24 protein-coding genes are annotated in these 24,641 nt (G+C 25.8%); 6 read left to right on the top strand and 18 right to left on the bottom strand.

Going from position 1 to position 24,641, the window contains the following annotated elements:
- Positions 1 to 13 precede the first annotated feature (13 nt).
- From Q1J60_RS05860 to Q1J60_RS05870, 3 genes are all read right to left on the bottom strand, one after another.
- The gene (locus tag Q1J60_RS05860; RefSeq protein ID WP_300259529.1) at positions 14 to 325 is read right to left on the bottom strand and encodes a hypothetical protein; all 312 of its coding nucleotides are present in this window, start codon (positions 323 to 325) and stop codon (positions 14 to 16) included.
- A 234-nt stretch (positions 326 to 559) separates the two neighbouring features.
- Positions 560 to 1,906 carry an NADP-specific glutamate dehydrogenase gene (gdhA, locus tag Q1J60_RS05865; RefSeq protein WP_300259531.1) on the bottom strand — a complete coding sequence of 449 codons (1,347 nt, stop codon included), beginning with the start codon at positions 1,904 to 1,906 and terminating at the stop codon, positions 560 to 562.
- A gap of 411 nt (positions 1,907 to 2,317) precedes the next feature.
- A complete protein-coding gene (locus tag Q1J60_RS05870) occupies positions 2,318 to 2,812 on the bottom strand; it encodes a DUF6106 family protein (protein ID WP_300259533.1) in 495 nt (164 codons plus the stop codon).
- 235 nt (positions 2,813 to 3,047) lie between these two features.
- On the opposite strand from Q1J60_RS05870, the gene Q1J60_RS05875 reads away from it, so the two are divergent.
- The 4 genes from Q1J60_RS05875 to Q1J60_RS05890 all read left to right on the top strand — a co-directional run bounded on the left by Q1J60_RS05875 (position 3,048) and on the right by Q1J60_RS05890 (position 6,555).
- Positions 3,048 to 4,073: a branched-chain amino acid aminotransferase gene (locus Q1J60_RS05875; protein WP_300259536.1), complete on the top strand. Its 1,026-nt coding sequence runs from the start codon at positions 3,048 to 3,050 to the stop codon at positions 4,071 to 4,073.
- Between the two features lie 319 nt (positions 4,074 to 4,392).
- Positions 4,393 to 4,665: a hypothetical protein gene (locus Q1J60_RS05880; RefSeq protein ID WP_300259538.1), complete on the top strand. Its 273-nt coding sequence runs from the start codon at positions 4,393 to 4,395 to the stop codon at positions 4,663 to 4,665.
- A complete protein-coding gene (locus Q1J60_RS05885) occupies positions 4,640 to 5,563 on the top strand; it encodes a hypothetical protein (RefSeq protein ID WP_300259539.1) in 924 nt (307 codons plus the stop codon). The genes Q1J60_RS05880 and Q1J60_RS05885 overlap by 26 nt, the downstream gene beginning before the upstream one ends.
- The gene (locus Q1J60_RS05890) at positions 5,524 to 6,555 is read left to right on the top strand and encodes a hypothetical protein (RefSeq protein WP_300259541.1); all 1,032 of its coding nucleotides are present in this window, start codon (positions 5,524 to 5,526) and stop codon (positions 6,553 to 6,555) included. The genes Q1J60_RS05885 and Q1J60_RS05890 overlap by 40 nt, the downstream gene beginning before the upstream one ends.
- Positions 6,556 to 6,614: 59 nt before the next feature.
- Here Q1J60_RS05890 and Q1J60_RS05895 read toward each other — a convergent pair whose 3' ends face one another.
- The 5 genes from Q1J60_RS05895 to Q1J60_RS05915 form a co-directional block, all read right to left on the bottom strand.
- Positions 6,615 to 7,070, bottom strand: a complete 456-nt coding sequence (locus tag Q1J60_RS05895) for a DUF6773 family protein (RefSeq protein WP_300259543.1) — start codon at positions 7,068 to 7,070, stop codon at positions 6,615 to 6,617.
- The gene (locus Q1J60_RS05900) at positions 7,057 to 7,266 is read right to left on the bottom strand and encodes a helix-turn-helix transcriptional regulator (protein ID WP_111926161.1); all 210 of its coding nucleotides are present in this window, start codon (positions 7,264 to 7,266) and stop codon (positions 7,057 to 7,059) included. Before Q1J60_RS05900 ends, Q1J60_RS05895 begins: the two co-directional genes overlap by 14 nt.
- 309 nt (positions 7,267 to 7,575) lie before the next feature.
- On the bottom strand, positions 7,576 to 7,989 hold the full coding sequence (locus Q1J60_RS05905; RefSeq protein WP_300259544.1) for a hypothetical protein: 414 nt from the start codon (positions 7,987 to 7,989) through the stop codon (positions 7,576 to 7,578).
- A 22-nt stretch (positions 7,990 to 8,011) separates the two neighbouring features.
- Complete coding sequence (locus Q1J60_RS05910) at positions 8,012 to 8,557, bottom strand: hypothetical protein (RefSeq protein WP_423249110.1); 546 nt, start codon at positions 8,555 to 8,557, stop codon at positions 8,012 to 8,014.
- A 432-nt stretch (positions 8,558 to 8,989) separates the two neighbouring features.
- Positions 8,990 to 9,763 (bottom strand): hypothetical protein, encoded by a 774-nt coding sequence (locus Q1J60_RS05915; protein WP_300259548.1) that lies wholly within the window; start codon positions 9,761 to 9,763, stop codon positions 8,990 to 8,992.
- A 671-nt stretch (positions 9,764 to 10,434) separates the two neighbouring features.
- On the opposite strand from Q1J60_RS05915, the gene Q1J60_RS05920 reads away from it, so the two are divergent.
- The gene (locus tag Q1J60_RS05920; protein WP_300259550.1) at positions 10,435 to 11,772 is read left to right on the top strand and encodes a polysaccharide deacetylase family protein; all 1,338 of its coding nucleotides are present in this window, start codon (positions 10,435 to 10,437) and stop codon (positions 11,770 to 11,772) included.
- Positions 11,773 to 11,839: 67 nt separating this feature from the next.
- Here the strand turns inward: Q1J60_RS05920 and Q1J60_RS05925 are convergent, their stop codons facing one another.
- From Q1J60_RS05925 to Q1J60_RS05965, 9 genes are all read right to left on the bottom strand, one after another.
- The gene (locus tag Q1J60_RS05925) at positions 11,840 to 12,262 is read right to left on the bottom strand and encodes a zinc ABC transporter ATPase (protein WP_300259552.1); all 423 of its coding nucleotides are present in this window, start codon (positions 12,260 to 12,262) and stop codon (positions 11,840 to 11,842) included.
- Positions 12,263 to 12,472: 210 nt separating this feature from the next.
- A complete protein-coding gene (locus Q1J60_RS05930) occupies positions 12,473 to 13,099 on the bottom strand; it encodes an alpha/beta hydrolase (protein WP_300259554.1) in 627 nt (208 codons plus the stop codon).
- Positions 13,100 to 13,619: 520 nt separating this feature from the next.
- Complete coding sequence (asrC, locus tag Q1J60_RS05935; RefSeq protein ID WP_300259555.1) at positions 13,620 to 14,666, bottom strand: sulfite reductase subunit C; 1,047 nt, start codon at positions 14,664 to 14,666, stop codon at positions 13,620 to 13,622.
- A 12-nt stretch (positions 14,667 to 14,678) separates the two neighbouring features.
- Positions 14,679 to 15,470 carry an anaerobic sulfite reductase subunit AsrB gene (gene asrB / locus Q1J60_RS05940; RefSeq protein WP_300259557.1) on the bottom strand — a complete coding sequence of 264 codons (792 nt, stop codon included), beginning with the start codon at positions 15,468 to 15,470 and terminating at the stop codon, positions 14,679 to 14,681.
- Entirely contained in the window at positions 15,471 to 16,502 is a 1,032-nt protein-coding gene (asrA, locus tag Q1J60_RS05945) for an anaerobic sulfite reductase subunit AsrA (protein ID WP_300259559.1), read from the bottom strand.
- Between the two features lie 1,094 nt (positions 16,503 to 17,596).
- The gene (locus Q1J60_RS05950; protein WP_300259561.1) at positions 17,597 to 17,791 is read right to left on the bottom strand and encodes a hypothetical protein; all 195 of its coding nucleotides are present in this window, start codon (positions 17,789 to 17,791) and stop codon (positions 17,597 to 17,599) included.
- A 238-nt stretch (positions 17,792 to 18,029) separates the two neighbouring features.
- On the bottom strand, positions 18,030 to 18,584 hold the full coding sequence (locus Q1J60_RS05955) for a biotin transporter BioY (protein ID WP_300259563.1): 555 nt from the start codon (positions 18,582 to 18,584) through the stop codon (positions 18,030 to 18,032).
- A 350-nt stretch (positions 18,585 to 18,934) separates the two neighbouring features.
- The gene (locus Q1J60_RS05960; RefSeq protein ID WP_300259565.1) at positions 18,935 to 20,026 is read right to left on the bottom strand and encodes a DUF1002 domain-containing protein; all 1,092 of its coding nucleotides are present in this window, start codon (positions 20,024 to 20,026) and stop codon (positions 18,935 to 18,937) included.
- Positions 20,027 to 20,309: 283 nt separating this feature from the next.
- Positions 20,310 to 22,304: a molybdopterin-dependent oxidoreductase gene (locus tag Q1J60_RS05965; protein ID WP_300259567.1), complete on the bottom strand. Its 1,995-nt coding sequence runs from the start codon at positions 22,302 to 22,304 to the stop codon at positions 20,310 to 20,312.
- Between the two features lie 428 nt (positions 22,305 to 22,732).
- On the opposite strand from Q1J60_RS05965, the gene Q1J60_RS05970 reads away from it, so the two are divergent.
- The gene (locus Q1J60_RS05970) at positions 22,733 to 23,827 is read left to right on the top strand and encodes a ribose-phosphate pyrophosphokinase (protein WP_300259569.1); all 1,095 of its coding nucleotides are present in this window, start codon (positions 22,733 to 22,735) and stop codon (positions 23,825 to 23,827) included.
- A 51-nt stretch (positions 23,828 to 23,878) separates the two neighbouring features.
- Here Q1J60_RS05970 and Q1J60_RS05975 read toward each other — a convergent pair.
- On the bottom strand, positions 23,879 to 24,641 hold a 763-nt coding region (locus Q1J60_RS05975), incomplete at its 5' end, for a hypothetical protein (protein WP_300259570.1).

The raw sequence follows: 24,641 nt of genomic DNA on the forward strand, positions 1-24,641 counted from the left end.
TCCTTATTTAACTCTAAAGTTTAACTTTATTGTTTTTTAATATATTCTCACAAAGTGTTTCAAAATGTGAGGTATCTACACCTTCCTTCTTTAAATTAGAAAGCCTTAAATTTATTCTTTCTAAAGTTTCCTTACCTTCTCTTTTATCTCTTTTTTTGATACATGTATTAAAATAATCAACTAAATAATCTATCTTTATTACTTCATTAGCTAAGTCTTCTCTATGATTATTTATAAGCTCTATCAATAAAGAATACACCTTAGGAGAAGTTGAATTTCTATGCATTTTTAAGAAATCATTATTTCTACTAGTTATCTTTGCCATATTCTATTTCCTTTCTAAACAAATTATGATTTAACATAAATTATTAACATAACATCCTTTAATATATCATAAGTAAAAAGAAAAAAACAGAAGAAACTATATTAAAATCAACTTTAAATAAAACTTATTAATATATTTTACTAATTAATAGATAAATCTATAAGCTTTATTTTTAAAGATTCAGTATAGTTTCTTCTTAAAACAATAATATTCTCTATTCTATTATTCTATAAATTAAATAATACCCTGGTCTAACATAGCATCTGCAACTTTTTTAAATCCTGCAATATTAGCTCCTACTATTAGATTTCCATCATAACCATATTCAGAAGCTGCATCTCTAGAATTATAGTATATATTTTTCATTATGTCTTTAAGTTTTGCATCAACTTCTTCAAAAGTCCAAGACATTCTTATACTATTTTGACTCATTTCTAAAGCTGATGTTGCTACTCCACCTGCATTAGCAGCTTTTGCTGGAGCAAATAAAATTTTATTATCTACAAAAAGTTTTTGAGCTTCTAAAGTTGAAGGCATATTTGCCCCTTCTCCTACAGCAATTACTCCATTATCAATTAAAGTTTTTGCACTATTTCCATCTATTTCATTTTGAGTGGCACAAGGAAGTGCTATATCACATTTAATATTCCAAATCTTTGAAAACCCTTCAGTAAACTTAGCAGTTTTAATATAGTTTACATATTCAGAAATTCTTCCTCTTTTTACTTCTTTAATTTCTTTTATAACTTTTAAATCTATTCCATTTTCATCATATATATATCCTGATGAATCTGAAAGTGCAACTACTTTACCTCCAAGCTCTTGAACTTTTTCAGTAGCATATATTGCAACGTTTCCTGATCCTGAAATTACAACTGTTTTTCCTTCTATTGTTTGCCCATTATCTCTTAACATTTCATCTACAAGATATACTAAACCATATCCTGTTGCTTCTTTTCTAGCTAGACTACCACCATAAGTTAAGCCTTTACCAGTTAAAACTCCAGCATCTACTGAATTTTTAAGTTTTTTATACTGACCAAACATATAGCCTATTTCTCTTCCTCCAACTCCAATATCACCTGCTGGAACATCTATATTAGGTCCTATATGTCTATAAAGTTCACTCATAAAACTTTGGCAAAATCTCATTATCTCTCTATCTGATTTTCCCTTAGGATCAAAGTTAGATCCTCCTTTTCCTCCTCCAAGAGGAAGAGTAGTTAAAGAATTTTTAAATATTTGCTCAAATCCTAAAAATTTTATTATGCTTAAATTAACTGAAGGATGAAATCTTAATCCTCCCTTATATGGTCCTATAGCACTATTAAATTGTACTCTATATCCTCTATTAACTCTTACATTTCCAGAATCATCAACCCAAGGAACTCTAAACATTATAACTCTTTCTGGTTCAATAATTCTTTCTAATATTCCCTCTTCTATATACTTAGGGTTCTTTTCCAAAACAGGTACTAAGGAGTATAATACTTCTTCTGAAGCGGCTAAAAACTCACTTTCTCCAGGATTATTTTTCTTTAAATCTTCCATTAAATTATCTAAATACTTTTTTACTTCCATTTTAATGCCCCCTTTTTTATATTACTTACAAATTTTACATTGGCTACATTATTGTTTTAAAAACTATAAGTTTTAAACTATTATTTTAGAAAAATATTTTCCTAATTAAATCTTATTTATATTATATCATAAAGTACCATTTACTAAATAATAATCTTAAATATTTAGTAAATTAATAAATTCAACAACATTTTTTTCGTAAATAAATATTTTTAATATTAAAATTTTTATATTACTACCTTTTTTACAATTAGTTACCTATAGACCTTATGACTAATAAACTACTTTTCATAATTTTAATTACATAAATTTACTTACATATAATTTTAATTTAATGTCATAAACAGAAAAAGGTCATATATCAAAATAAGTTTTATTTGTTATATTTTGATACAGACCCTTTTATTTTTATTATCTAATAACTTTTTGAGGATTTGAAAAAAAGAATAAATCAAGCATTTTTTGATCTATCAAAACTTCATATGCAACCATTTTAGTTTCAAATCTAACTACAATTACGTAAACCTTTTTTCCTTCTTGAATATTGTTATAACATTTTTTTACTTTTATATTAGAATATTTATTTAATTCACTATTACCTAATGGTGCAACAATTTCAACCTTTTTTAGATTTATATTCCCCTTTACTTTTCTTCTAACTCTCTCATAAATAGCACTTATTTCAAGTTCTCCATCAGTAAATTCATAGTCATATTCAACCATTGTTAACCTTTTAGCTATAAAAAGAGGTAAACATATTATTATTAAAAATAGCAAAGCTGGTATTAATCCTGTAAAAATAAATATTCCAGCTGCTAAAAATAAAGATATAATCATAGCTGGTACTATCATCTTATGTAATTTTGATTCTTCACCACTTATACTTAATTCATAAAATTTCTCCATACCTTTCTCCCTTTTCCATTTGTTGTTTTTTCTTACATTATATCATAAATTTCTTTTCAATTTTATATACTAAACATAGTAATAAATATTAATTTTTTGTATTATTTTAATATTTATATTATTTAAATTTAACATTAAAATAATTTTGTTTTGCAATTTTGTAATTTAAATATTTCATTTTCTTAAATAAAATGATAAAATTAAAAAGTATTAATTTTGATGGGAGTGTTAAACTATGAATAAAAAGACAGATATTGATTGGAATAATCTAGGCTTCTCTTATATTAAAACAGATTACCGTTATATATCTCATTATAAGGATGGTAAATGGGATCAAGGAAAATTAGTTACAGACAACAAATTAAATATAAGTGAGGCTTCAACAGCCCTTCACTATGGTCAACAATGTTTTGAAGGTTTAAAAGCTTATAGAACAAAGGATGGAAAAATCCAACTTTTTAGAGTAGATGAAAATGCTAAAAGAATGAATAAATCATGTGATAAACTTTTAATGCCTGAAATACCAGTAGAAAAATTCATAGATGCCTGCATGCAAGTTGTTAAGGCTAATGAAAGATTTGTACCTCCATATGGTACTGGTGCAACTCTTTATATAAGACCTTTCATGATAGGTGTTGGTGATAATATAGGTGTTAAATCTGCTCCTGAATTTATATTTTCAGTATTCTGCCTTCCAGTTGGTTCCTATTTTAAAGGTGGAATGAAACCTGTAAACTTTATGATTGCAGATTATGATAGAGCTGCTCCTAAAGGAACTGGTGCCGCTAAAGTTGGTGGAAATTATGCCGCAAGTTTAAAAGCTCATGAAATAGCTGTTAAAAAAGGCTTTGCTGATTGTATATATTTAGATCCAGCAACTCATACTAAAATTGAAGAAGTTGGGGCTGCAAACTTCTTTGGAATAACAAAGAAAGGTGAATTTATTACTCCATACTCAGAATCAATTTTACCAAGTATAACAAAATACTCTTTAATGCAAATAGCCAAAGATTATTTAAAGATGTCTGTATCAGAAAGAGATGTTTTAATAGATAACTTAAATGAATTCGCTGAGGCTGGTGCTTGTGGTACAGCTGCTGTAATAACTCCAATAGGAGGAATAGAATATAAGGATAAACTTCATGTTTTTTACAGTGAAAATGAAGTTGGTCCTATTACTAAAAAACTTTATAATCTTTTATCTGGAATGCAATTTGGAGATATAGAAGCTCCTAAAGGTTGGATATTTGAAGTTAAATAATACATAAAAAGAGAGTGAGTAATAATCTCAACGGGTTCCGTTTCTAGGTGCAAAATACACTAAATAGACTAAAATCTCAATTGAAATCACATGTGAAATCACACTAAGATTCACTTGTGATTTTTTTTATTAAATCGTTTATATTTCTTATTTTAGGGAATAATTATAATATATAATTGATTGAAAATCACATAGTAAATCACAGGGTAAATCACATATAAAATAAAAAAATAATAGTTTTATTATCTTTGTGAATATATATGTGATTTTATATGTGAATACGTATGTGATTTATACCTAAACGAAAGGAGTTGCGGAGGTGAAGTATATAAAACCTAAAAAAGAAAATAAGAAAAAGGTTTCTTTGGAATTATCAACAAGAACACTTGCCATATTAGAGCATTACTCTAAATACACTCAATATAGCCAAGAAGAAATACTGGATATGTTTTTATTAAACCTATTAGAAGATACTGATTTCATAGAATGGGTTAATAAGCAAAGATACAATAAGAAAATACTTGCTTCATTGTATGATACTATTAGTGATTCGGAGTTGAAGGATAATGAAACTAAAGATATTGTCAGATAAAACTGTTAGTAAAGTAAAAGTTATTCCACCTATTACTCAAGAAGAAGTTAATCAGAGGGAAATAGACTATACCACTTTATCAAAGATGGAGTTTTCGAGAAAATATGGATACCTTTTATATACCCCAGTAGAATTAGTTGTTGATAAAAAGTTTTATAACATTCAAACTAACTTTTATGCTAACCCTTTTTGTAAATGGTATGGTAAAGAGCAATTTAAGTATAAGAATCTAAAGGGAAATCCTTCTCGATATATAATTACAGGAAAGAGTTTTAAATCAATAAAGTGTAATGATATTGATGATGATACTATTGATAAGCCTGTAATAAGAAGTTATGTGGCTCCTTATTCAAATTGGGCAATGGCAGAAGAAATTAAAAGGTTAATAGATATTAATACTACAGTTCCTATCGAGCTTGATTATATATTCCATAAAGAAGATTGTTCTAAAAAAGATTTAAATCCGTTTGATAATCCTAATAGTTTTTATAGACGTGGTAAAAGTTCAAGCAACTCTCAAAAGTATCAGTGTAAATTATGCAAGAAAATTACAAATGTCTTACCAGAGCAGAAAGAATGTTTTACTTATTATCAAAAGAAGAATGATATACTACCTCTATTTATGAAACTAATATTAAGCAGAACTCCTGTAACAAGAATATGTGAAATATTAGATATTGGTAGCAGCACTTACTACAATAAATTAGAGTGGTTATATAGAAGGTGTTTAGAATTTCTTGAGCGACATGAAGATAATAAGTTAAAGAAAACTCATTTCGATACATTATGGCTTAACACTGATAAATTCACTTATCATCTTAACAATGTTAGAAAAAAGGGACATGGTAAAAATCTATTTTGGAAAAAGAGAAACCGTTGTTTCCTACAAGCATTATAGCGACTACAGATTCGAGAAGTAGATATATATTTAGAGCAGATGTTGCTTTTGATTTTACTACATCCGTAAACGAAGTTAAAAATGACTATATAAGATATAAGGAAGATAAGTTGAATACATATTTGCAAAAGACAAGTAAATATAAAATATCTAAAACAACTACTGATTCTACTTTAAGTGAATTGGAACTTTTTTTAAGAGATTTAGAAGTTAGAAAATCATATATAGATGGATTTCATGTTAATTCAACATACACTACTTATGCACATCATTGGCTAATAAATAACTTGTTAAATGTTGATAAGTTATTTATAGTTACGGATGAAGATACTTCTTTACTAACATCTCTTTTGAGAATATATAAAGGAAGTATTTCAAGTAAAGATACTCATATTTTCACCTGCAAGATTGATAAAGAATTAGATAAAAATGAAGCATATAAACAATATTTAACTCATAAAGAAAATATTAAATTATGGCAAGAGGCTAATGATTTAAAAGAAGGTTTAGGCAAAGCAGCGATAGACCTATTGGCTCATACTATATTTAATAATGATATATATATAACTGAAACAATTAACGGAAAAGATTATGTTGTTGGAACTAATGGTTCTATCCCCCATCCATTTCCTTATAAAGATGAAGGATATAGATATATTAATTGTGTTACAGATTTATCTAGCCTTAATTGTTATGAATTAGCAGAGATAATGTATAGGGTAGATTTGAGGTCTATAAACACTTTTTTCAATCAGATAAGAAGAAAGGTATCAATATTGGAAAGACCATTATCAGGTGGCAGAGGAGAAGGGAAAAGTTATATATATGCTAATTTTAATCCTAAATATGCTCAATATATGATAAATATTTTAAGAACATATTTAAACTTCTGTGAGACTTATAAATATAAAGGTGAAGAAATAACCTCTGCTATGAGGTTGAGAATATCTAAAAAGAAATATAACATTGAAGATATTTTATATTTAAAGTAATTGAATATAAATAAAGCGTAAATGACTGACTATTAATAGTCAGTCATTTACACTTTATTCTAATTATCGAAATCATCTTCATTTAGTTTATTATCAATAATTTGTTGTTTTTTCTTATTTATATTTATCATTACCGAACGAAATACAAAGAAGAAAAGGACAAAACTAACAAAATATAATGCCAAATTTTTCACATTATATTGCCCGCTTAATATTGCAAATAAAATTACGGAAGCAATCCCTGAAACAACTGTGTTTAATAATATTTTTTTCTTACACTCGCCATTTGGGTTCCATATATCAATCCCTTTTGTTAAGTTACGAATTGAAATAAATCCCCCACATCCTATTAATGCAAAAAATTCAACAGCATATTGAGCGAATGGAGCATTCATAAGAAATTGCTGTACAATAATAGAAATCATCAATCCAACCACTAACCACCCGTATGCATCACTTTGAATTTTTCTTCTCTCCAAAAGTATTCTTTCATCTTGAATTTTATTGTTCTTCATCTAATCCCTCCCAAAATAAATCATTTAGTGTTTTGTTTAATGTTTTGCAGATTGCTATACAAAGATTTAATGTAGGGTTATAATCACCAGATTCAATAAGCCCTATAGTTTGTCTTGTTACGCCTACTGCTTTAGCCAAATCATCCTGTTTCATATCGCATTCAATACGAGCGATTTTCATTCGTTTATTTTTCATATAGCACCTCCTTATATTACATACTATATGGTATATATTACTAAATGTCAAATATATATTGCATTAAGAATAAAATAATAGTCATATAATATTTGAAACGCTTTGGATAAATATACATATTTTTACTTACTAATCCTTTTTTATTGTATATATAATGAAAAAAGTTCTAAGTCATTTATTTAACTTAGAACTTTAGTGATTTATTATGTGATTCTGTATGAGATTTTAATTGTGATTTCTTATGAGAATTTATAACTTTGCACCTCAAAACGGAACCCGTTGTAATAATCTCCTCTCTTTTTTAATTTCTTATTTAGTAAAATTCTCTTTTACTTTACTTAGTAAATCTTTATATTTGTCATCGGAATCTATTATCCTAAAAGTTTCATCATTAATATTAATAAATTCATCACTTAATGATAAGTTAATATACCCTTCTCCCATGTATATATTATACTGATTTAAAATCAATGGATTTTTAAAAGTTTTAACTATTTTTATTTCCTTAATATCATCATATAGACTTGCTATATAATTTTCATCTTCTATTTTATAATTATTAAACTCTGAATCATTTTTCTTTTCTTTAACAACTATAAATTTTGGATTTTCACTTGACATATTAAATGCTGCTTCTAACTTAATAGGCATAAAGAAATATGAAGAAATAATAACTGATATTGTTATAAAAAAAGTAATCACTAATTTATTAAGAAGTTTCATATATTGCCTCAAAATTAATTTCTTACTTTAATACTATTCCTCTTACATATAAATTGTGCTTTTTAATTAAATCCTTATATACTTCTAGAATATTATTTTCCTCAAAAAACATAGGAAAACTCAAGTTGTAATTTCCCCATATAGTCATAGGCTTTTCCATAAAATATATAGTACAAAAAAATAATTCTCTAGTGTTTAATCTAGTTATAAATGACATAAGATCTTTATTATCAAGCTCAAAATAAACACTTTTTATTTTTGAGTTATTAATATTATCTATTAAAATATTTTTATCTCTTTCATCTAAACTCTCTAAAAGCCTTGCTAAACTCTCATCTTTTAAGTTTTTTATGTATAAGTCTATTATTACTTTCCCATTATTAAGTTCTAATGCTTCATTAAAGAAATTAATAAAACATTCCTCTTTTATTTGAAAAGAATCATTATCTCCATTATATTCTAGAAGCCCATTTGAATATCTATCAAACCCATCTAATATATTATTAAATCTTATTTTTATTTTATTTTTAAATTCATCTTCACTTATAGATTTTAAGATTTGACTCAAAAATAACACTCCTTTACTTAACTTATTATGATTATTATACACAAAGCTTATTTTATCTGGCTATATTATTATGTACTTCTATATAAAAATTCATCTCTTAAACTAAAATTTAAAGGCTATGTTTTTACTAAACTATTGTTTTATATAAACTTTAATTTTCAACTTAATTTTACAAATCATAATCAATTAATTTTTCTTATAAGTCTATATAAAATCAATTCTAACTTAAAACATAGCCGTAATTAATTCATTTTAAAATATTTAACATCTATCTTGATGTTCTTAGTGTCATTTAGCCTCAGTTATATTATTATCTACTTTTAATTTATTTGAGCATTTAAATCTCAAATCTTTATCCAATTTTCCTCTAAATCTTTTATACTTACCTTAGCTCCTTAAATTCTATTCTAATAAAAATAATTATTATACTTCTTAGCTTTGCCTCTGGTCTTCATCAAAAAACTCTTCTTCATATTCACAAACATCATAGGTCTCACTGCCTTGCTCTTCATCTTTTTCATAATTAATATTATTTGCAATATTCTTACTCTCTTCCTTTATTGAATCAAAAGTAAATTGTACATTATTTTTATCTTTTTTAAAATCTTCAACTTCAAAGGAATTAGCTAAATTCAATATTTCTTCAAGAATTGTTTTTGCTCCCTGAATTATCTCATCAAAACTATTCTCATTTACTTCATTAAACATTCCAGTCTCCCCCCATATACTTGGATTTTGGAATAAATCTAAATTATCAAAATAATGTTTAAAGTTCTTTTCTTTTTCACCAAAATTATCTATAGAATCTTCTTGTGAATTCAAACTATTGTCTATATCTTGATTTTTATTAATATCATATTTTTCTTCTATATCATCTTTTGAAACCATATTATTTATAAATTCTTTATCAGTATGTTTTATAATAGGAATCTTTTCTTCTTTCCTGTAATTTAATTTATTTCTATGAAGAATTATCCTAGTGAAACTAAAGCTGTCCCTTAAAGTAATTCTATAAATTTTCTTTTTGAATAAAGGATGGTCTATTGTCAACACATAAATACCTAGTGGAACTAAAAACTCTATTATTCCAGCTAAATCTGTTTCTCCTTCATACTTTTCTCTTTGATTTTCAATCTTTACTATACATTTTGTAATAGGTTTTTGATTCTCATCTAAAATATTAAAAAAAACTCTTTGATTAATCATAATATCTATTAAGATTTTACTATCTTAATATTTTCACACTCCGAAGAATAGTATACGTTATATAATTATTCTTAAACTTTAATTTTGTTAATAAAACTTACAAAATAAAAAAACACTAAATAAAACTGTGCCAACTTAATATATAAAATCTTTTCTAATTCCTCTAATTTCTCCTTAAAATAAAATTTTAAACATTTTATAAATTCAAAATAGATTTTAAACTATAATATTTTCTTTTTTAAGATTATCAAACTTCTTGACTTTTTCTATAAAATTATCAAACATATAAAGATAAATAATCATTACATCCATAGATAACAATATTGCTATAGTCAGTATTTCACCTCTTCCAGACTTTAATATCTCTTTATTGCTTATTAAAACACTATATAATAAAGATACTAAATTCTATAATACAAAAACTTTTCTAAAATTAACTACTATAAGAAAATATCTTAATTTTGAAAATATAAAATCAATATTTTATTTTTTATTAGCTGTAGTTTTGAAATAAATATTATATAATAAGTCATTTATTAATACTTTTTTAACCTTTTTGTAAATATAAGACTTAATTTGTAAAATATTATTATAAATGTACACTTTTTTTATAAATTATTAAGTTTAAAATTCTATTTATTATTATTTAAATTAATACAAGGAGGCTCTATATGAAAAAACTTTTTACAACTTCCATCCTAATCCTTTCAATGGTTTTTCTAATAGGATGTGGATCTAAAAGTGAAAGTAAAAACTTTGAACTATCTGCATTTAACTTAGAAAAATTTACTGGACTAGATAAACCTCAAGATAATATTAAAATAAATCTAAATGGTAAAGTACAAAACTTAAGTTTACCAATATATTTAGATAAAAATAGATATTTAATTCCTATAAGTGAAATAATTAAAAATAATAATGGAGAATTTAAAATAGAAGATGATTCTATAGATATTAAATTTGAAAATAAAGATGTTAAAGTTAATTTAAAAGATAATACTTGGATTGATTTATCAAAGAATAAATCAGAAGCCAATAAATTAAAGACTAATCCTATAATAGAAGACAATGTTGTATATATGTCTTTAATAGATGTTGCTAATATGCTTGATTTAAAAAGTAGATGGAACTCAAAGGACAAGCTAGTAAAATTATATACTAATAGAGACATGCTAGATGTTAAACCTTATAAAGGAAACGGTACACAAAAAGGTATAATAAGATTTGAAGATGTTAGTTCTACTGGAACTGGAACAGAATATGATTCACAATATCTTGAAACTATAAGAGTTATGGGTAGATATTTAGGTAAAAAAAATGTACCTTATCATATAGCTTGGATACCTAGATATATAAATCCAGAAAAGAATATAGATAATGATCCTTCTAAAGAAAATAACTTTGCTAATGCAGAGCTTATATATACTTTAGACTTTGTTGCCTCTCATAAAGGAGAAATAGGTTTACATGGTTATACTCATCAAATAGGAAATACAATTAGCGGAGAAGGATTTGAATTTGGAAAATATAATCCTTCTGTAGAGGATTTAAACACAAGAGTTTCTAAAGCTCTTAAAATAGCTAAAGATCTAAGTATAAAAATAAACTTTTTTGAAGCTCCTCACTATACTATAAACAAAGCTCAAAATGAAGCTTTAGAAAAGAACTTTAAATATATATTCAATGATTATGATGAAAATAAGGCACAATCAGAACCTATGAAGTCACCAACTGGAAGTGGTTCTTATTATGTACCTACACCTCTTTATTATATTGAAGGTGGAAAAGAAGATGTTATGTTAAATAAGATAAAAAATATGTCTAATACTACCTTTGCAGGAATGTTCTATCATCCATTTTTAGAAGCTAATCTATTAGATTTCAAAGATGGACAAGATGGTTACCCTGAAGATAATTATAAAAAAACATCTACAATTCAAAAAGTAATTGATGAATTTGAAAAAAGAAATGTATCTATTATTTCAATAGAACAGGTTTCTGAAAAGTAAATTTCACTTTTAAATAAAGGTTAAATCCAAATTATTCATATTAAATTTGGATTTAACCTTAAATTTATTAAAAGTATTTATTGTTCTTTACTTCTTCCCATATATAAAAAAATAGTCCTATAAAAAATAAAGTTAAAAATAATATCTTAAACCCTTGAATACTATTATTAAATCCATAAAAAGCTATTATAAAAATTACTATAATAGTTCCTAAAGAAACTAATTTATTAAAGAATTCCAAGGAATGCAAAATTATATTTATACTCATAATCAGAGAAAAAATCAAAAAAATTATAGCTATAAAAGTTATAAAAAAAATAAATCCTTCCTTTAAAACTTCTTCTCTTCTTAAATTAAGTATTTCAGATATATTATTAAACCCAACTTCTCTCTCCGTTGTATTTAAAAATATTAAATTTGATATAAATGCAAGACCTATAGCTAAAAGATTTCTATCATCATAAGATATATCTTTTAAAAACTTTTTCAAAGATTCCTCCTAAAAAATCACTTTACTAAACTATATTCCTATTAAATTTTAATATAACCTTCTAAATTAAAAATAATATTCCAAATTTTATACCTAATAAAAAGACTGTAAGAAAATTTATTTTTACAAAAATTCTCCTACAGTCTCAAATTGAAATTTAAAATAAGGTTAACCATTACTGATTAACCTTATTTATTGATTTTAATTAAATTATTTTAATATAAAATCTTTTTCCACTTCTAAAGCTTCTTTTAAAGCATCAACTGTCTTCATAACACTTTCTTCTATATCAAGAGCATGATTTGCACCTTTTATTATAAAACTTTCTACATCATCTCTTTTTTCTATCTCCACTCTATGAGCTATACTTAATAATGGATCTTCATCTCCTGTTATAACTAAAGAATTAGATTCTATATTAAACTCATCTAAAGTTTTATTTATTGGACTTATATATATGTTTCTTATATTTTTAAATCTTTCACTCAAATCTTTATTTAAGAAAGACTGTACACTTGTTCCAATACTTTTTCCTATTATAACAATTTCTTCATACTCTTTTTCTATAGCATTATCTATAACTTCTAATGACTCAGAAACCATTATACTAAACTCTTTTTCAATATTAAATTCACTTCTATTTATTTGATATCCATATTCTATTTCTAAAACATCATATCCTATTTCTTTCATTAATTGTTTAGAGTAATCTAAGTAAGATCTATCTAAACAATATCCTATTCCAGGTAATATTATACAAAGTTTTTTACTTCCAACATCAATAAATCTTGGGCTTAATTCAACACCCCAATATGATTTTATTATTCTATTACTCATTTTAAAAAACCTCCTAATTTTTAAAGTTTTCAAAAATCTGTCCTAAAAAGTGATATAAAATGAAGAAGAAACAATTCACTTCTTAGGACAAATTATTTTAAATCTATAATAAATTTTTATGATATTCTTTTCTCATCTCATTTAACATTATAAATTTAAATAATCATACAATCAAACTCTTATAAAAATAAAAATTTAAAATACCTCTTCATTTTATCAATAATTTATTAACTTATTTATATTTTATTAATATTAATTTGCTAATTCCTTGTATTTTTTTTGCTATATAAAAAAAAATTACATAGATTATAGAAAATTCTTAATCTATGTAATTTTAAATAAATCTAATTTTTTAATATCATATTAAACTTATTATTTTTATATTTAATTTAAAGAGTGTACTCCTTCTCTAAAAATTAAAACCTTATAAATCATCTAATTTTTCAAAGCATAAATTTTTATTATTATAAAATGAAATTAACTACTAATATAATTAAAACTATCTTTCTCACATAAATAACTATCTTAAAGGTCTATTAGATTCTATAGATTTATGCATCTTTACTGGTTTAACATTAAAGTTTGATCTATACTCTGTTTCAGCCCAGAATATATTATCTGCAACTAATGCTTCTGGATTTAACTCTACTCCATCTAAAATTATTTCTTTAAATTTATGATATCCAGCTCTGTCAATTAAATGACCGCCATGTAAATATTCTGGCTTATAGTCTAAAGCCCAAGCAGAGAATTTTTGCCAGTTAGCAAAGATACCAAGAACAACTTCTTCTGTTACAAAGTTTACAAATGTTTTACCCATTCTAGGAGTTTGCTTTCCTGTTCTTCCACCTATAACTATTCTATAGAATTTTTCTGGTTTTCTAGTCCAAGCACTTGCTGGACATGCTAATACACATTCTCCACATCCTACACAACAACATGGATCCTTATCAACTAATCCTTTATCATTCAAACTTAAAACTCTTGTAGCATGATGTTCACAAGCTTTTACACAAGCTCCACAACCTATACATCTTTCTGGATGATATTCCATTCTAGCTTGTCCTATAACACCAAAGTCTTGAAAATGTCCTTTAGCACAGTCGTTTGGACATCCAGCTACAGATACTTTTATATGATAGTGTGATGGGAATACTAATTTTTCTATTTTATTAGCCATATCCTTAGTATCAATATTTCCTTTTATACAATGTGAATTTCCAATACATGCCATAACGTTTCTAGCACCTATTGTTGGATATCCATTTTCATCAACTTTCATATCACAATTACATCTATCTACTTCAACTTCTTGTAAATAATTTTCTATAAACTTATTTACTGCTGGAATATTTTCATATTTAATTCCTGGAATATTAAAAGTTTGTCTCATTCCCATATGAAATGTTCCATTTCCCCAAGTTTCTGCTATTTCTTGTATTTGTGATAAATACTTAGCATCTACTATTCCTCCTGGAATACGCATTTGAAGCATAAACTCTCCTGGAACCTTTGATTGACGAAAACAATTTAGTCTAACTTTTTTAATATCTATATCATGATTCATAAATAACTCCTCCTAATCTAATAATGTTTTTGCTTTTGTATAGTTAAAAACTGGTCCTTCAAGACATACATATGTTTCATTTATTCTACAATGTCCACATTTTCCTACTGCACATGACATTTTTCTTTCAAATGAAACCCATATCTTATCTTCTGGAACTCCAAGTTTTAAAAATTCTAAAGCTGTAAAATGCATCATTATAGGAGGTCCAACTATAATAACCTCATAGTTATCTCCAAAACTTTCTAGAGGTAATTTATTTAAATGAACTGTTACAAGTCCAGTTTCCCATCCTTCTTTTGTATCATTATCTAGAGTATAAATAGTATTGAATTTTTCACTCCATCTTTCTAAATCATTTTTAAAAAGTACTCCCTCTGAATTTTTAAATCCAAATACCAAGCTTAAAGTTTCAACATAATTTGGCTCTTCATAAAACTTATTTATTAAACTTCTAACTGGTGCTACTCCTGTACCCCCAGCTACTATTATTACATTTTTATTTTTAAATTCTTCTACAGGCCAACCTTTTCCATAAGCTCCTCTTAAAGAAATCTTATCTCCCGGTTGTAACTTAAATATTTCATCAGTAACTTTACCTACTGCTCTTATTGTAAAATCTAAGTATCCTGGTCCAAATCCACTAACAGAAATAGGTGCTTCTCCAACCTTAGGAAGAGATAATTCTAAAAATTGACCATGTTCTGGAACAACATCAGAAGCTATTCTAAAAGTCCATTCTTTGTCAGTTTCCTTAAATATGTCTATTATTTCACATGATTTAGGTGTTAAAATATTTTCCATTTACATCTCCTCCATTATCTCTTTTACTGCTTTTGAAACCTTATTAATAGTAGCTGTAATTGATATATTCTCTGGACATCTATCTGTACATCTTCCACATCCTACGCACATATGCTCTTCTCCAAATTGAGCTTTATAGTCATGAATTTTATGCATAACTTTATATCTCATTTTATCTCCAGCTGTTTTTCTAAATACATGTCCACCAGCCATTTCATCGAATCCATCTACATGACAAGATGCTTGTATTCTCTTTCTTTCACCTATGTTATGATTTGAATCATGAACTATATCTTTTGTTGTAAAGCATGTACATGTACTACAAGCTACTGTACAACTTCCACATTGAATACATCTTTTATTGTATTCTTCCCACATTTTATGATCCTTTAATTTATTTAAAACTTCAACACTCTCTATTTCTGGCAACTCAACCTTAGCTATATTTTCTTCAATAAATTGAAGTTCAAATTCCTCTTCATCTTTTCCTTCAAAATATTTATTAAATACTTCTTCTTTAACATTAAAAAGTAAGTTATCTTCATTAAATCTTACTGCTAAACTATAATCATCAGTTTTATTACTATTCATTGTTGTACAGAAACAAGTATCCCATCCTTCTGTACATTCCATGCAAATAAATTTAACTCTATCTCTCATTCTTTTATAGAATGTATCTTCAAAGTTTCCATTTTTAAGATATATAGTATCTTGTCTTCTTTGAGCATTTATATCACATGGTCTTGCAAATATAAGCATCTTCTTTTGACTATCCATTTTACTTTCTCTAAACTCATTTTCTATAAAATAGTATAAGGTTTGAGAAATTGGAGTAATTATTTCTTTTACTGGATAAGTTGATTTTTCATTATGTACTATTTCTTCTACACTATTTATAACATCGTATTTTATAATATCTGTGTCTGAGTATCTTCCTTGCTTCTCGAATCTTTTTGGAGCATAAATTATATAATCTTTTTTAAGCTCATTAAATAAATCATTTACTTCTTTTAAATTTAATTTGTATCCCATTCAAACACCTCCAAAATTTAAACTATTTACTTTTAATAGTTTATTTTTTAACAAACTCTCTACACATTTATAATACTACTTTTTTATAAATAAGTTAAATTCATTTTTTTTATTGTAATTATAATAATTTACTTATATAAAATACTTTCCTTAAACCTTCCTTGTTTTTTAATATTTTATTCATATTTATTTTACATTTTATTTACTTTCATAGTATATTATAATAAATAACTTTTAAATTTGGATAATTTTTATGGAAAATCAAAAGCAAAATAGACTAGGAGCTAGAATTTTAATTTTAACTCTAATTATTATTATTCTATTTGTTCTTAAACCTGTTAATTTTTATATGTGAATAAAAAATTTCATTTTTCAAAAACATCTCAATTTTTAACTTCAACTTTTTCTACAGTACCTTTGTAGCATCTAAAAATATATTTTCAACTTTTTCTGGTTCTATTTTCTCATTTAGAAAAACCTTATGTACGGATGGCACAGTATATATCTACATATTTGTCACAGATTTCTCATTAATACTTTGTTTTTAAAAATAACTTACAACGCCTACTAAACTAAGTATTACAACTGTTACTATTGATATTATGTATTTCTTTTTGATGAATATCTTCCTTTACAAATTATTCATCCTAATAATATTATATTTTTTGAAAATTATGTATAAATCTTAAATATTTTAAACATTAAATCATTTTTTAATATTTTCTTAACAAAAAAATAAGATAGTGAAACTATCTTATTCTCATAAAACATTTTCTATACATTTTTAGTTACATATATAAATATTTTCTTTTCCACTCTGTCTATTATAATTAAAACTCATCTTTATAGCTCTCTCTATAGCTGAACAAGCATTGTCATAAAAAATACCTTATCTATTCTTCCCACTATTAATATCTTTTTGTCTTTTATAGATCCAATTAAAACTATCTTGTAATATTATCCATTTATCCCATCTTTTTCTTAACTTTTTAAAATTAATCTACTAAATAAAAGTTTTACCAATATCAGTGTTAGTTTATATTATATATACTCCATTTTCCATAACTAAAAAATCTTCATTCCAATATTGTCTATTAATATTTTATCTTATTTCCACATGTAATTACTAAATTTCCTGTTATATTAGCATTTACTCCTGCTTTAAAAGCATTTTCACAAAAGTTTTCAAGCAAACACCTTCCTCCTGCTAATCTTATTTTAGCTTCTGAATTTATAAATCTAAAAATAGCTATTGTTCTAAGAATTTCTTCTTCACTTAAAAGAATCATATACTGAAGTTTTGTATCCTTAATAGGGCTTAAAATATTTATTGTAATTGATTTTATTTCTAATTTTCTAAGAGTAATAGCTAAATCTATTCTGCCTAAAATTGTTTCTCCAAGACCAATTATTCCTAATAAGCATACTTCTAAGACAGCTTCTTTGTCATTCTTTAGTTAATTTTATATTTTTTTAAAGCTTTTTCCTTCATTTTTAAAATAAACTCCTTAAAAACAAACCTCTCTCTTAAATATAATCAAGTCTTTTTAACCTTGAACAAATCTTAGATCCTACTAATGCAATTATAAATGTCAATAATAAATCACTTGGTAAACATGCTATAGCTCCAATACCTACTGCTGATAATAAACTCATAGCATCACCTAGATAAAAATTATAAATTACATACATATATGAAACTCCAAATATATATATTACTAAAAGTCCAAAAATTCCAGCTAAAAATAAATTTTTTATATCTATATTTCTTAGATTTTCTGTTATTTTTCCTATTACATAAGCTCCAAAAATAAAACCAATTAAATATCCAAAGGTAGGTTGAAATACATATGATGGACCTCCCCCTTTAGTAAATACAGGAATTCCAAATAATCCTACTAATACATAAATTATTTGAGCTAATGTCCCCCTTTTAGAACCAAGTAAAATTGCTCCTAACGCACAAAAGAAATATTGAAGTGTAAAAGGTACTATTGGTATTGGTATCTTAATAAAAGCTCCAATAGCTGTAAGAGCTGAAAAGATAGGTATCAGTGTTAAATCTCTTGTTTTAATTTTCATAGTTAAATCTCCTTTAATCTTATACATAAAACTACTTTCAAAATAAATATATCTTGATTATCAAAATATATTCCATATAATAACCTTATAACCCACAATTGTCAACTATTTTATAAATTTAGGTTTACATTGTAATTTTATTGGTTTACTATAAACCATTTCCTAATACTTATTTTTTTAATACTATAATACATTTTAAGCTATATTTCATAATCTTATTAAGTAAAAATAAAAAAATAGCGTATATCAAAATCTAATAATAAAACTTACAAACAATAAAAATATGTTTTTAAGCTTTATTAAATTTCATTTTGATACACGCACGTATAACTACTCTTTTTTAATACTAATTATTTTGTTTGATTTTGTCCTTGTTCATTTGATTGATTTTGATTATTCTCACTTGACTGATTTTGTGGTTTATCTTGGATATTTTCTTGATTCTTTGATTCATCAGAATTATTTCCTGTTTTTATAACTATATTACCATTTTCATCATAAGTTATTCCATCTTTAACTTTTTCACTGGCTGAACTAAACATATTTACTAAGAAATCTTTAATATCAACTAAAACATTCTTTATTCCATTTAGTGCTTTTTCTAAAATACCACTTTCTTCTAATTGCTTTCCTGTATCTTTTAATATTTGTTGAAGTTTATCATTCATCTGATTTAAAGATTCTTTCATAGCTCCATAGTTGTAATCTAAATCATTTATTTTAGACATAAATTTTATTGTCTGTTCTTGTTGTCCTTGTGTTAAAAATATATTATAGTTATTTGTAATATTGTTTACTATCTTACCTATTTCCTCATCATTTTTAGGTTTATCTTTAATTACATCAGTTTTAATATCATTTACTACTACAGCCGCTTCATCTTTTCCTAGTGTTTGTCCATCCTTAGTTTTAGCATTACTAAGATTATTAGTTAAAGAAATTTCCTCTCTTGCAGCTTCTTTCTTTGGAAGAGATAACGCTTCTCCAGATGCATCTTCAAACCCTTTTAATATACCAGCTAAGGCAGCTGTTCCTGTAACCTTAAATGGAGCATCAGCCTTTACATCAGCATTATTTACTCCTGAAGTAAGAAGTGCATTTGCAAGCATACTTCCTGTTACCTCTGTTAAATTGTGAGTAGTTACATTTATTCCACCTTTGTCTTTGACCACCACATAAGAACTTGATATTGATTGACTGCTAGCAGGTATCGGTTTACTTGTATCTAAACCTAATTGTTCCCTTATATCTTGATTAGTTACATCTATTATTTTAACCTCATTAGCTTTTACTCCAAAAGCATCTAACATTTGTAATCTTTCTGCCTCTGTTAAATTAGCTCCTAAAGTTACTACAGCCTCAGTTTTTCCACTTTGTGCAAAGACTGGAGTAGACATTCCAAACATGAATGTACTAACTATTGCTCCACAAAGAACTTTCATAATACTCTTCTTCTTTATCATACTTTATTTGTTGTAAGTAATAGCTAATTATTCAACTATTGCTCTATTACTAACAACCTCACCTCCTAAAATAATTATTATAAGAAACTTAAGCTTTTAAAGTTAAAACTCTGCTTAATTAATCATCTGTTTTCAAATTATATCATGACAAATATGACTAAAAATTAAAATTTAATTACGTTAGTATATCTTAAGAAAAAAGTAATTTATATAAATAAAGCCCTAGCACAATATTAATTGAACTAGGACCTTAATAATTTAGCTAATTATATATATTTTCAATCTCTATAAAGGTTTCATTATAAGTTATTTGTCCACCCATATCAGAAATTCCTGATTCAGTTAAAAAATTTGGATTCCCATGTTTCTTCCACCAACCAACATAAATTAAAGCTACATAATCTTGAACTCCATTATCTAAGGAACAAATTGCTGTAATCTCTCCTGTCTTTGATTTTAATTTAACCTTTTCTCCATGAATTAAAGAAAACTTTCTTATCATCTTCTCATTTAAATATACTTTTGCCTTTTCATCTACATCTATATAATGCTGACTTGATAATGAATATTTAGAATGATTAGTAAGCAATCTAAAGCAATTTTCTTTTATTATAGGACTTATATATGTTGGTGTTAAACTTCCACACTCTTTTAACGCCATTTTGGATGCAAGTTCAAATTTACCAGAAGGTGTTTTAAAGTTTTTATTTTCCCAAGCCACCTCATCATAAATTGTGAATGGATTATTCTTTAAATAATCTAAGGTTACATCTTTATTGTATCTCATTAGAGGTTCAATCACCTTACTTAAATATTCTTTTTTAGATACAATTGGATATCCTTTTAAATTCATTCTTTTAGCTAATTCTCTAAAAAAATAATATTCATCCATAAATTTTTCTCTAGGTTCTGTGATTTTTTCATTATATACTAAATAAGGATTAGTCATTGAACTAAAAACCATATCCTCACTTTCTAAGGTATTGGTACACGGAATGAATAAATCACATTTTGAAGCAGTATCTGTCATAAACATATCAAAACAAACTTTAAAATCCACTTTATCTAAACTACTATTTAGTCTATTTAAGTCTGGAAGTTGATTCATAAGATTACTATTTGCTATTACCATCATTTTTATGGGTGTATTAGAATCTCCTTTATTTAAAGAATATTTTTTTGGTTCTTCTATGAACTCACTTATATTAGAAACATAAAATTCTCTATTCTCTCCAACTTCTCCACTTTTAAATGGATCTAAATCTAAAATTCTAGTTAAGACCTTATTAGCGTAATTTACTCCACCTCCTTTAACTCCAATTTGACCAGTTAAAGCACCTAAGGCATCAATAGCTCTTATTGTATTTCCACCATTCTTATATTTTTGCATTCCATATCCCAAATATATACTAGACTTTTTCTCACAATAGTATTCTGTTAGCTTTTCTATATCTTTTATTGATACTTTGCATTCATCACTTAAATAATTCAAATCAAAATTCTCCAAATGAGATTTATATTCTGAGAATCCTAAAACATATTTATTTATAAAATCATTATCTTGAAGCCCTTTAGAAATTATTATTTTTGCCATAGCCATAGCTAAAGCTCCATCTGTACCTGGTTTAATTTTCACATAAATATCTCCAAGCTTTGCACTTTGAGTATTTATTGGATCTATAACTATTATTCTACTCCCTTTTTTCTTTGCCTTATTTAAAATTGCCATAGTATGTATAGTTGTGTTGGCAGGATTTTTACCCCATAAAAATATGTTTTTACTATTTATCATATCCTCTAAAGAATTTGATACAGAATCTCCAAAATCATATTTTTGAGCTCTCATTCCTGCACTCCAGCAAGGACCTCCTATGGCTTTACTTACACCACCATAAAAATTAAAGAATATATTCTCTATTCCCTTTAGTATTCCTCCATTCCCATATTGGCTATAATATAATATTGCCTTAGAAGAATACTCACTTTTTATATATTCAAGTTTTTCTTTCATTATTTCTAATGCATCTAAAAAAGAAATCTCTTCCCATACTCCATTATTCTTTAAAAGAGGAGTGTATATTCTATCTTTATGATCCAATCTTTTTAAGTGAGCTATTCCTTTTTTACATATCAGTCCCTTTGTAAATGGATGATCTTTGTCACCTTCTATTTTTGTTATTTTACTTCCCTCTTTATAAACATTAAATTTACAACAGTCAAAGCAATCCAATGTACATCCATGGCTTAATACTTCCACAATAACTCCTCCTCATCTTTTCTTAACTCCATCTCTATTTAAATAGCGTATATAATAAAATTTCTCTATTTTAATTTAGTCTAATTTTATATCAATGTTCTTTCATTAACAACTATAAAATTTAAAATTACTATAAAAAAATAAGCTCAATTAAAAGGATACTATAATTTTTATATCCTATTAAATTGAATCTAAATATAAAAAAAATAAATTTTTTTATGAATTAAATTTAGAATAATATTCATATTTTATTAAAAAATTAAATCACTTAACAAATAAAGTTGAAGTTTTTTATTAAATTTAGTCAAAAATTATGATAAATTTCTATTTTTAAAAGCAAATTATTCGTATATAATATAAATGACAATATCTTTAGTATTTACGATTGTAAAATATTTTAAATAAGCATTAAAAAAGGAGATAGACCAATGAACGAACAAAATCATGAATTAGGAATTATAGCTTTAGAAAGTTGTACAGAACTTGGTAATGCTATAGACAAGCTCATACAAGAGAAAAGAAATTGTAAGGAATCTTTTTTAATAAAAACTGATGAGATAAGATTCTCTAATGGTGAAGGAAAGGTTAAAATACCTCAGTCTGTAAGAGGAAGAGATGTATACATTCTTTGTGATATAGGCAACTATAGTTGTACATATAAAATGTTTGGTTTTGAAAATCATAAGGGACCAGATGAGCATTTCCAAGATATAAAAAGAACTGTTTCTGCTATAAGAGGAAAAGCTAGAAGAATAACTGTAATAATGCCTCTTTTATATGAATCAAGACAACACAGACGTAAAGGAAGAGAATCTCTAGACTGTGCTTTAGCACTTCAAGAACTAGAAAGATTAGGCGTTGATGAAATTTTAACTTTTGACGTTCACGATCCTAACGTTCAAAATGCTATCCCACTAATGTCATTTGAAAACTTCTATCCAACTTATGATATAGTTAAGTGTTTAATTCACAATGAAAAAGATTTAGAGCTTGATAAGGAAAAATTACTTGTAATAAGTCCTGATACTGGTGCTATGGATAGAGCAATATACTATTCAAGCGTACTAGGTGTTGATGTTGGTTTATTCTATAAAAGAAGAGACCATTCACGTATAGTTAATGGTAAAAATCCAATAGTCAAGCATGAATATATGGGAAGAGACGTTGATGGAAAAGATGTTTTAATAGTTGATGATATGATAGCTTCTGGAGAATCTGTACTTGATATTGCTAAGGAACTTAAAGAAAGAAATGCTAGAAATGTATATATTGCTACTACTTTCTCATTCTTTACTGAAGGTTTAGAAAAATTCAATAAATTCTTCAATGATGGCATAATTAAGAGTGTTTACTCAACAAACTTAACTTATATTCCTGATGAAGTAAAGGTTGCTCCTTGGTTTAAAGCTGTTGATTTATCTGACTTTATCTCAACAATAATAAACAGATTAAATTATGATAAATCTGTAGCATCATATATGGACGCTACTCACGTAATTAAAAGATTATTAGAAGAAAAATAATTGTATATTATCAATTCTAAAGGCCCTGCTTTTTTAGCAGAGCCTTTTTATTTATTTGAATAAAAATTCCAAAACTTTTTTTGCTTTTTTATCATCAAAAGCATTATTGTAAATATCATCTATTTTATTTTTAATAATTTCTCCATTAGCTAAAAAAGCTGTTCCTTTTGATACTTGATTTTTATAATTTACAGCAATCTTATCAATTTCTTCTTTATGAATTTTATCAACATCTCCATCAATATATGTTGTATAAACATCTATTATTTCATCATCTTCCCTACTTGGAAAATATTCATGAGGAGATGTACTATCAAAAATTGCAAAGTTAAGTTCCCTACTTATAACCATATCCTTGCTATCTGGATCAAAACCACAATTATATACTTCCACATCATAACCTAATTCTATTACTGCCTTAGCTATTTTCTTTAACATAGTTGACTTTCCTGTTCCAGCTCTTCCTTTTAAAAAGTATCTTTTTACTCCTTCCGTTATACTAGGAACAGAATCCTTAGGACCACTTGGTGTTGCTCCACCTAAATATCTTTCAACAGACTTACCCTTTGACTCTTTCTTAACTGCACCTTCTGTTAGTAAGGAGATTACATGATTAGTAAATTTATTTGCCTTTTCAATATTTAAATAAGGGAAATAAATATCTTCCCAATAATCATGTATCTTTAAGGCCTTTTCGTATTCTTTATGAGCATTTTCCATACACTCTCTAAATTGTTCTTTTAAAATTTTTATAGCTTCTTTATTTTTGTCTATTTCATCTTTATCTAAGAATACATCTAAATCTATTACTTCA

This window comes from Clostridium sp. (genome assembly GCF_029258205.1).
In the GTDB taxonomy this organism is placed as follows: domain Bacteria; phylum Bacillota; class Clostridia; order Clostridiales; family Clostridiaceae; genus Sarcina.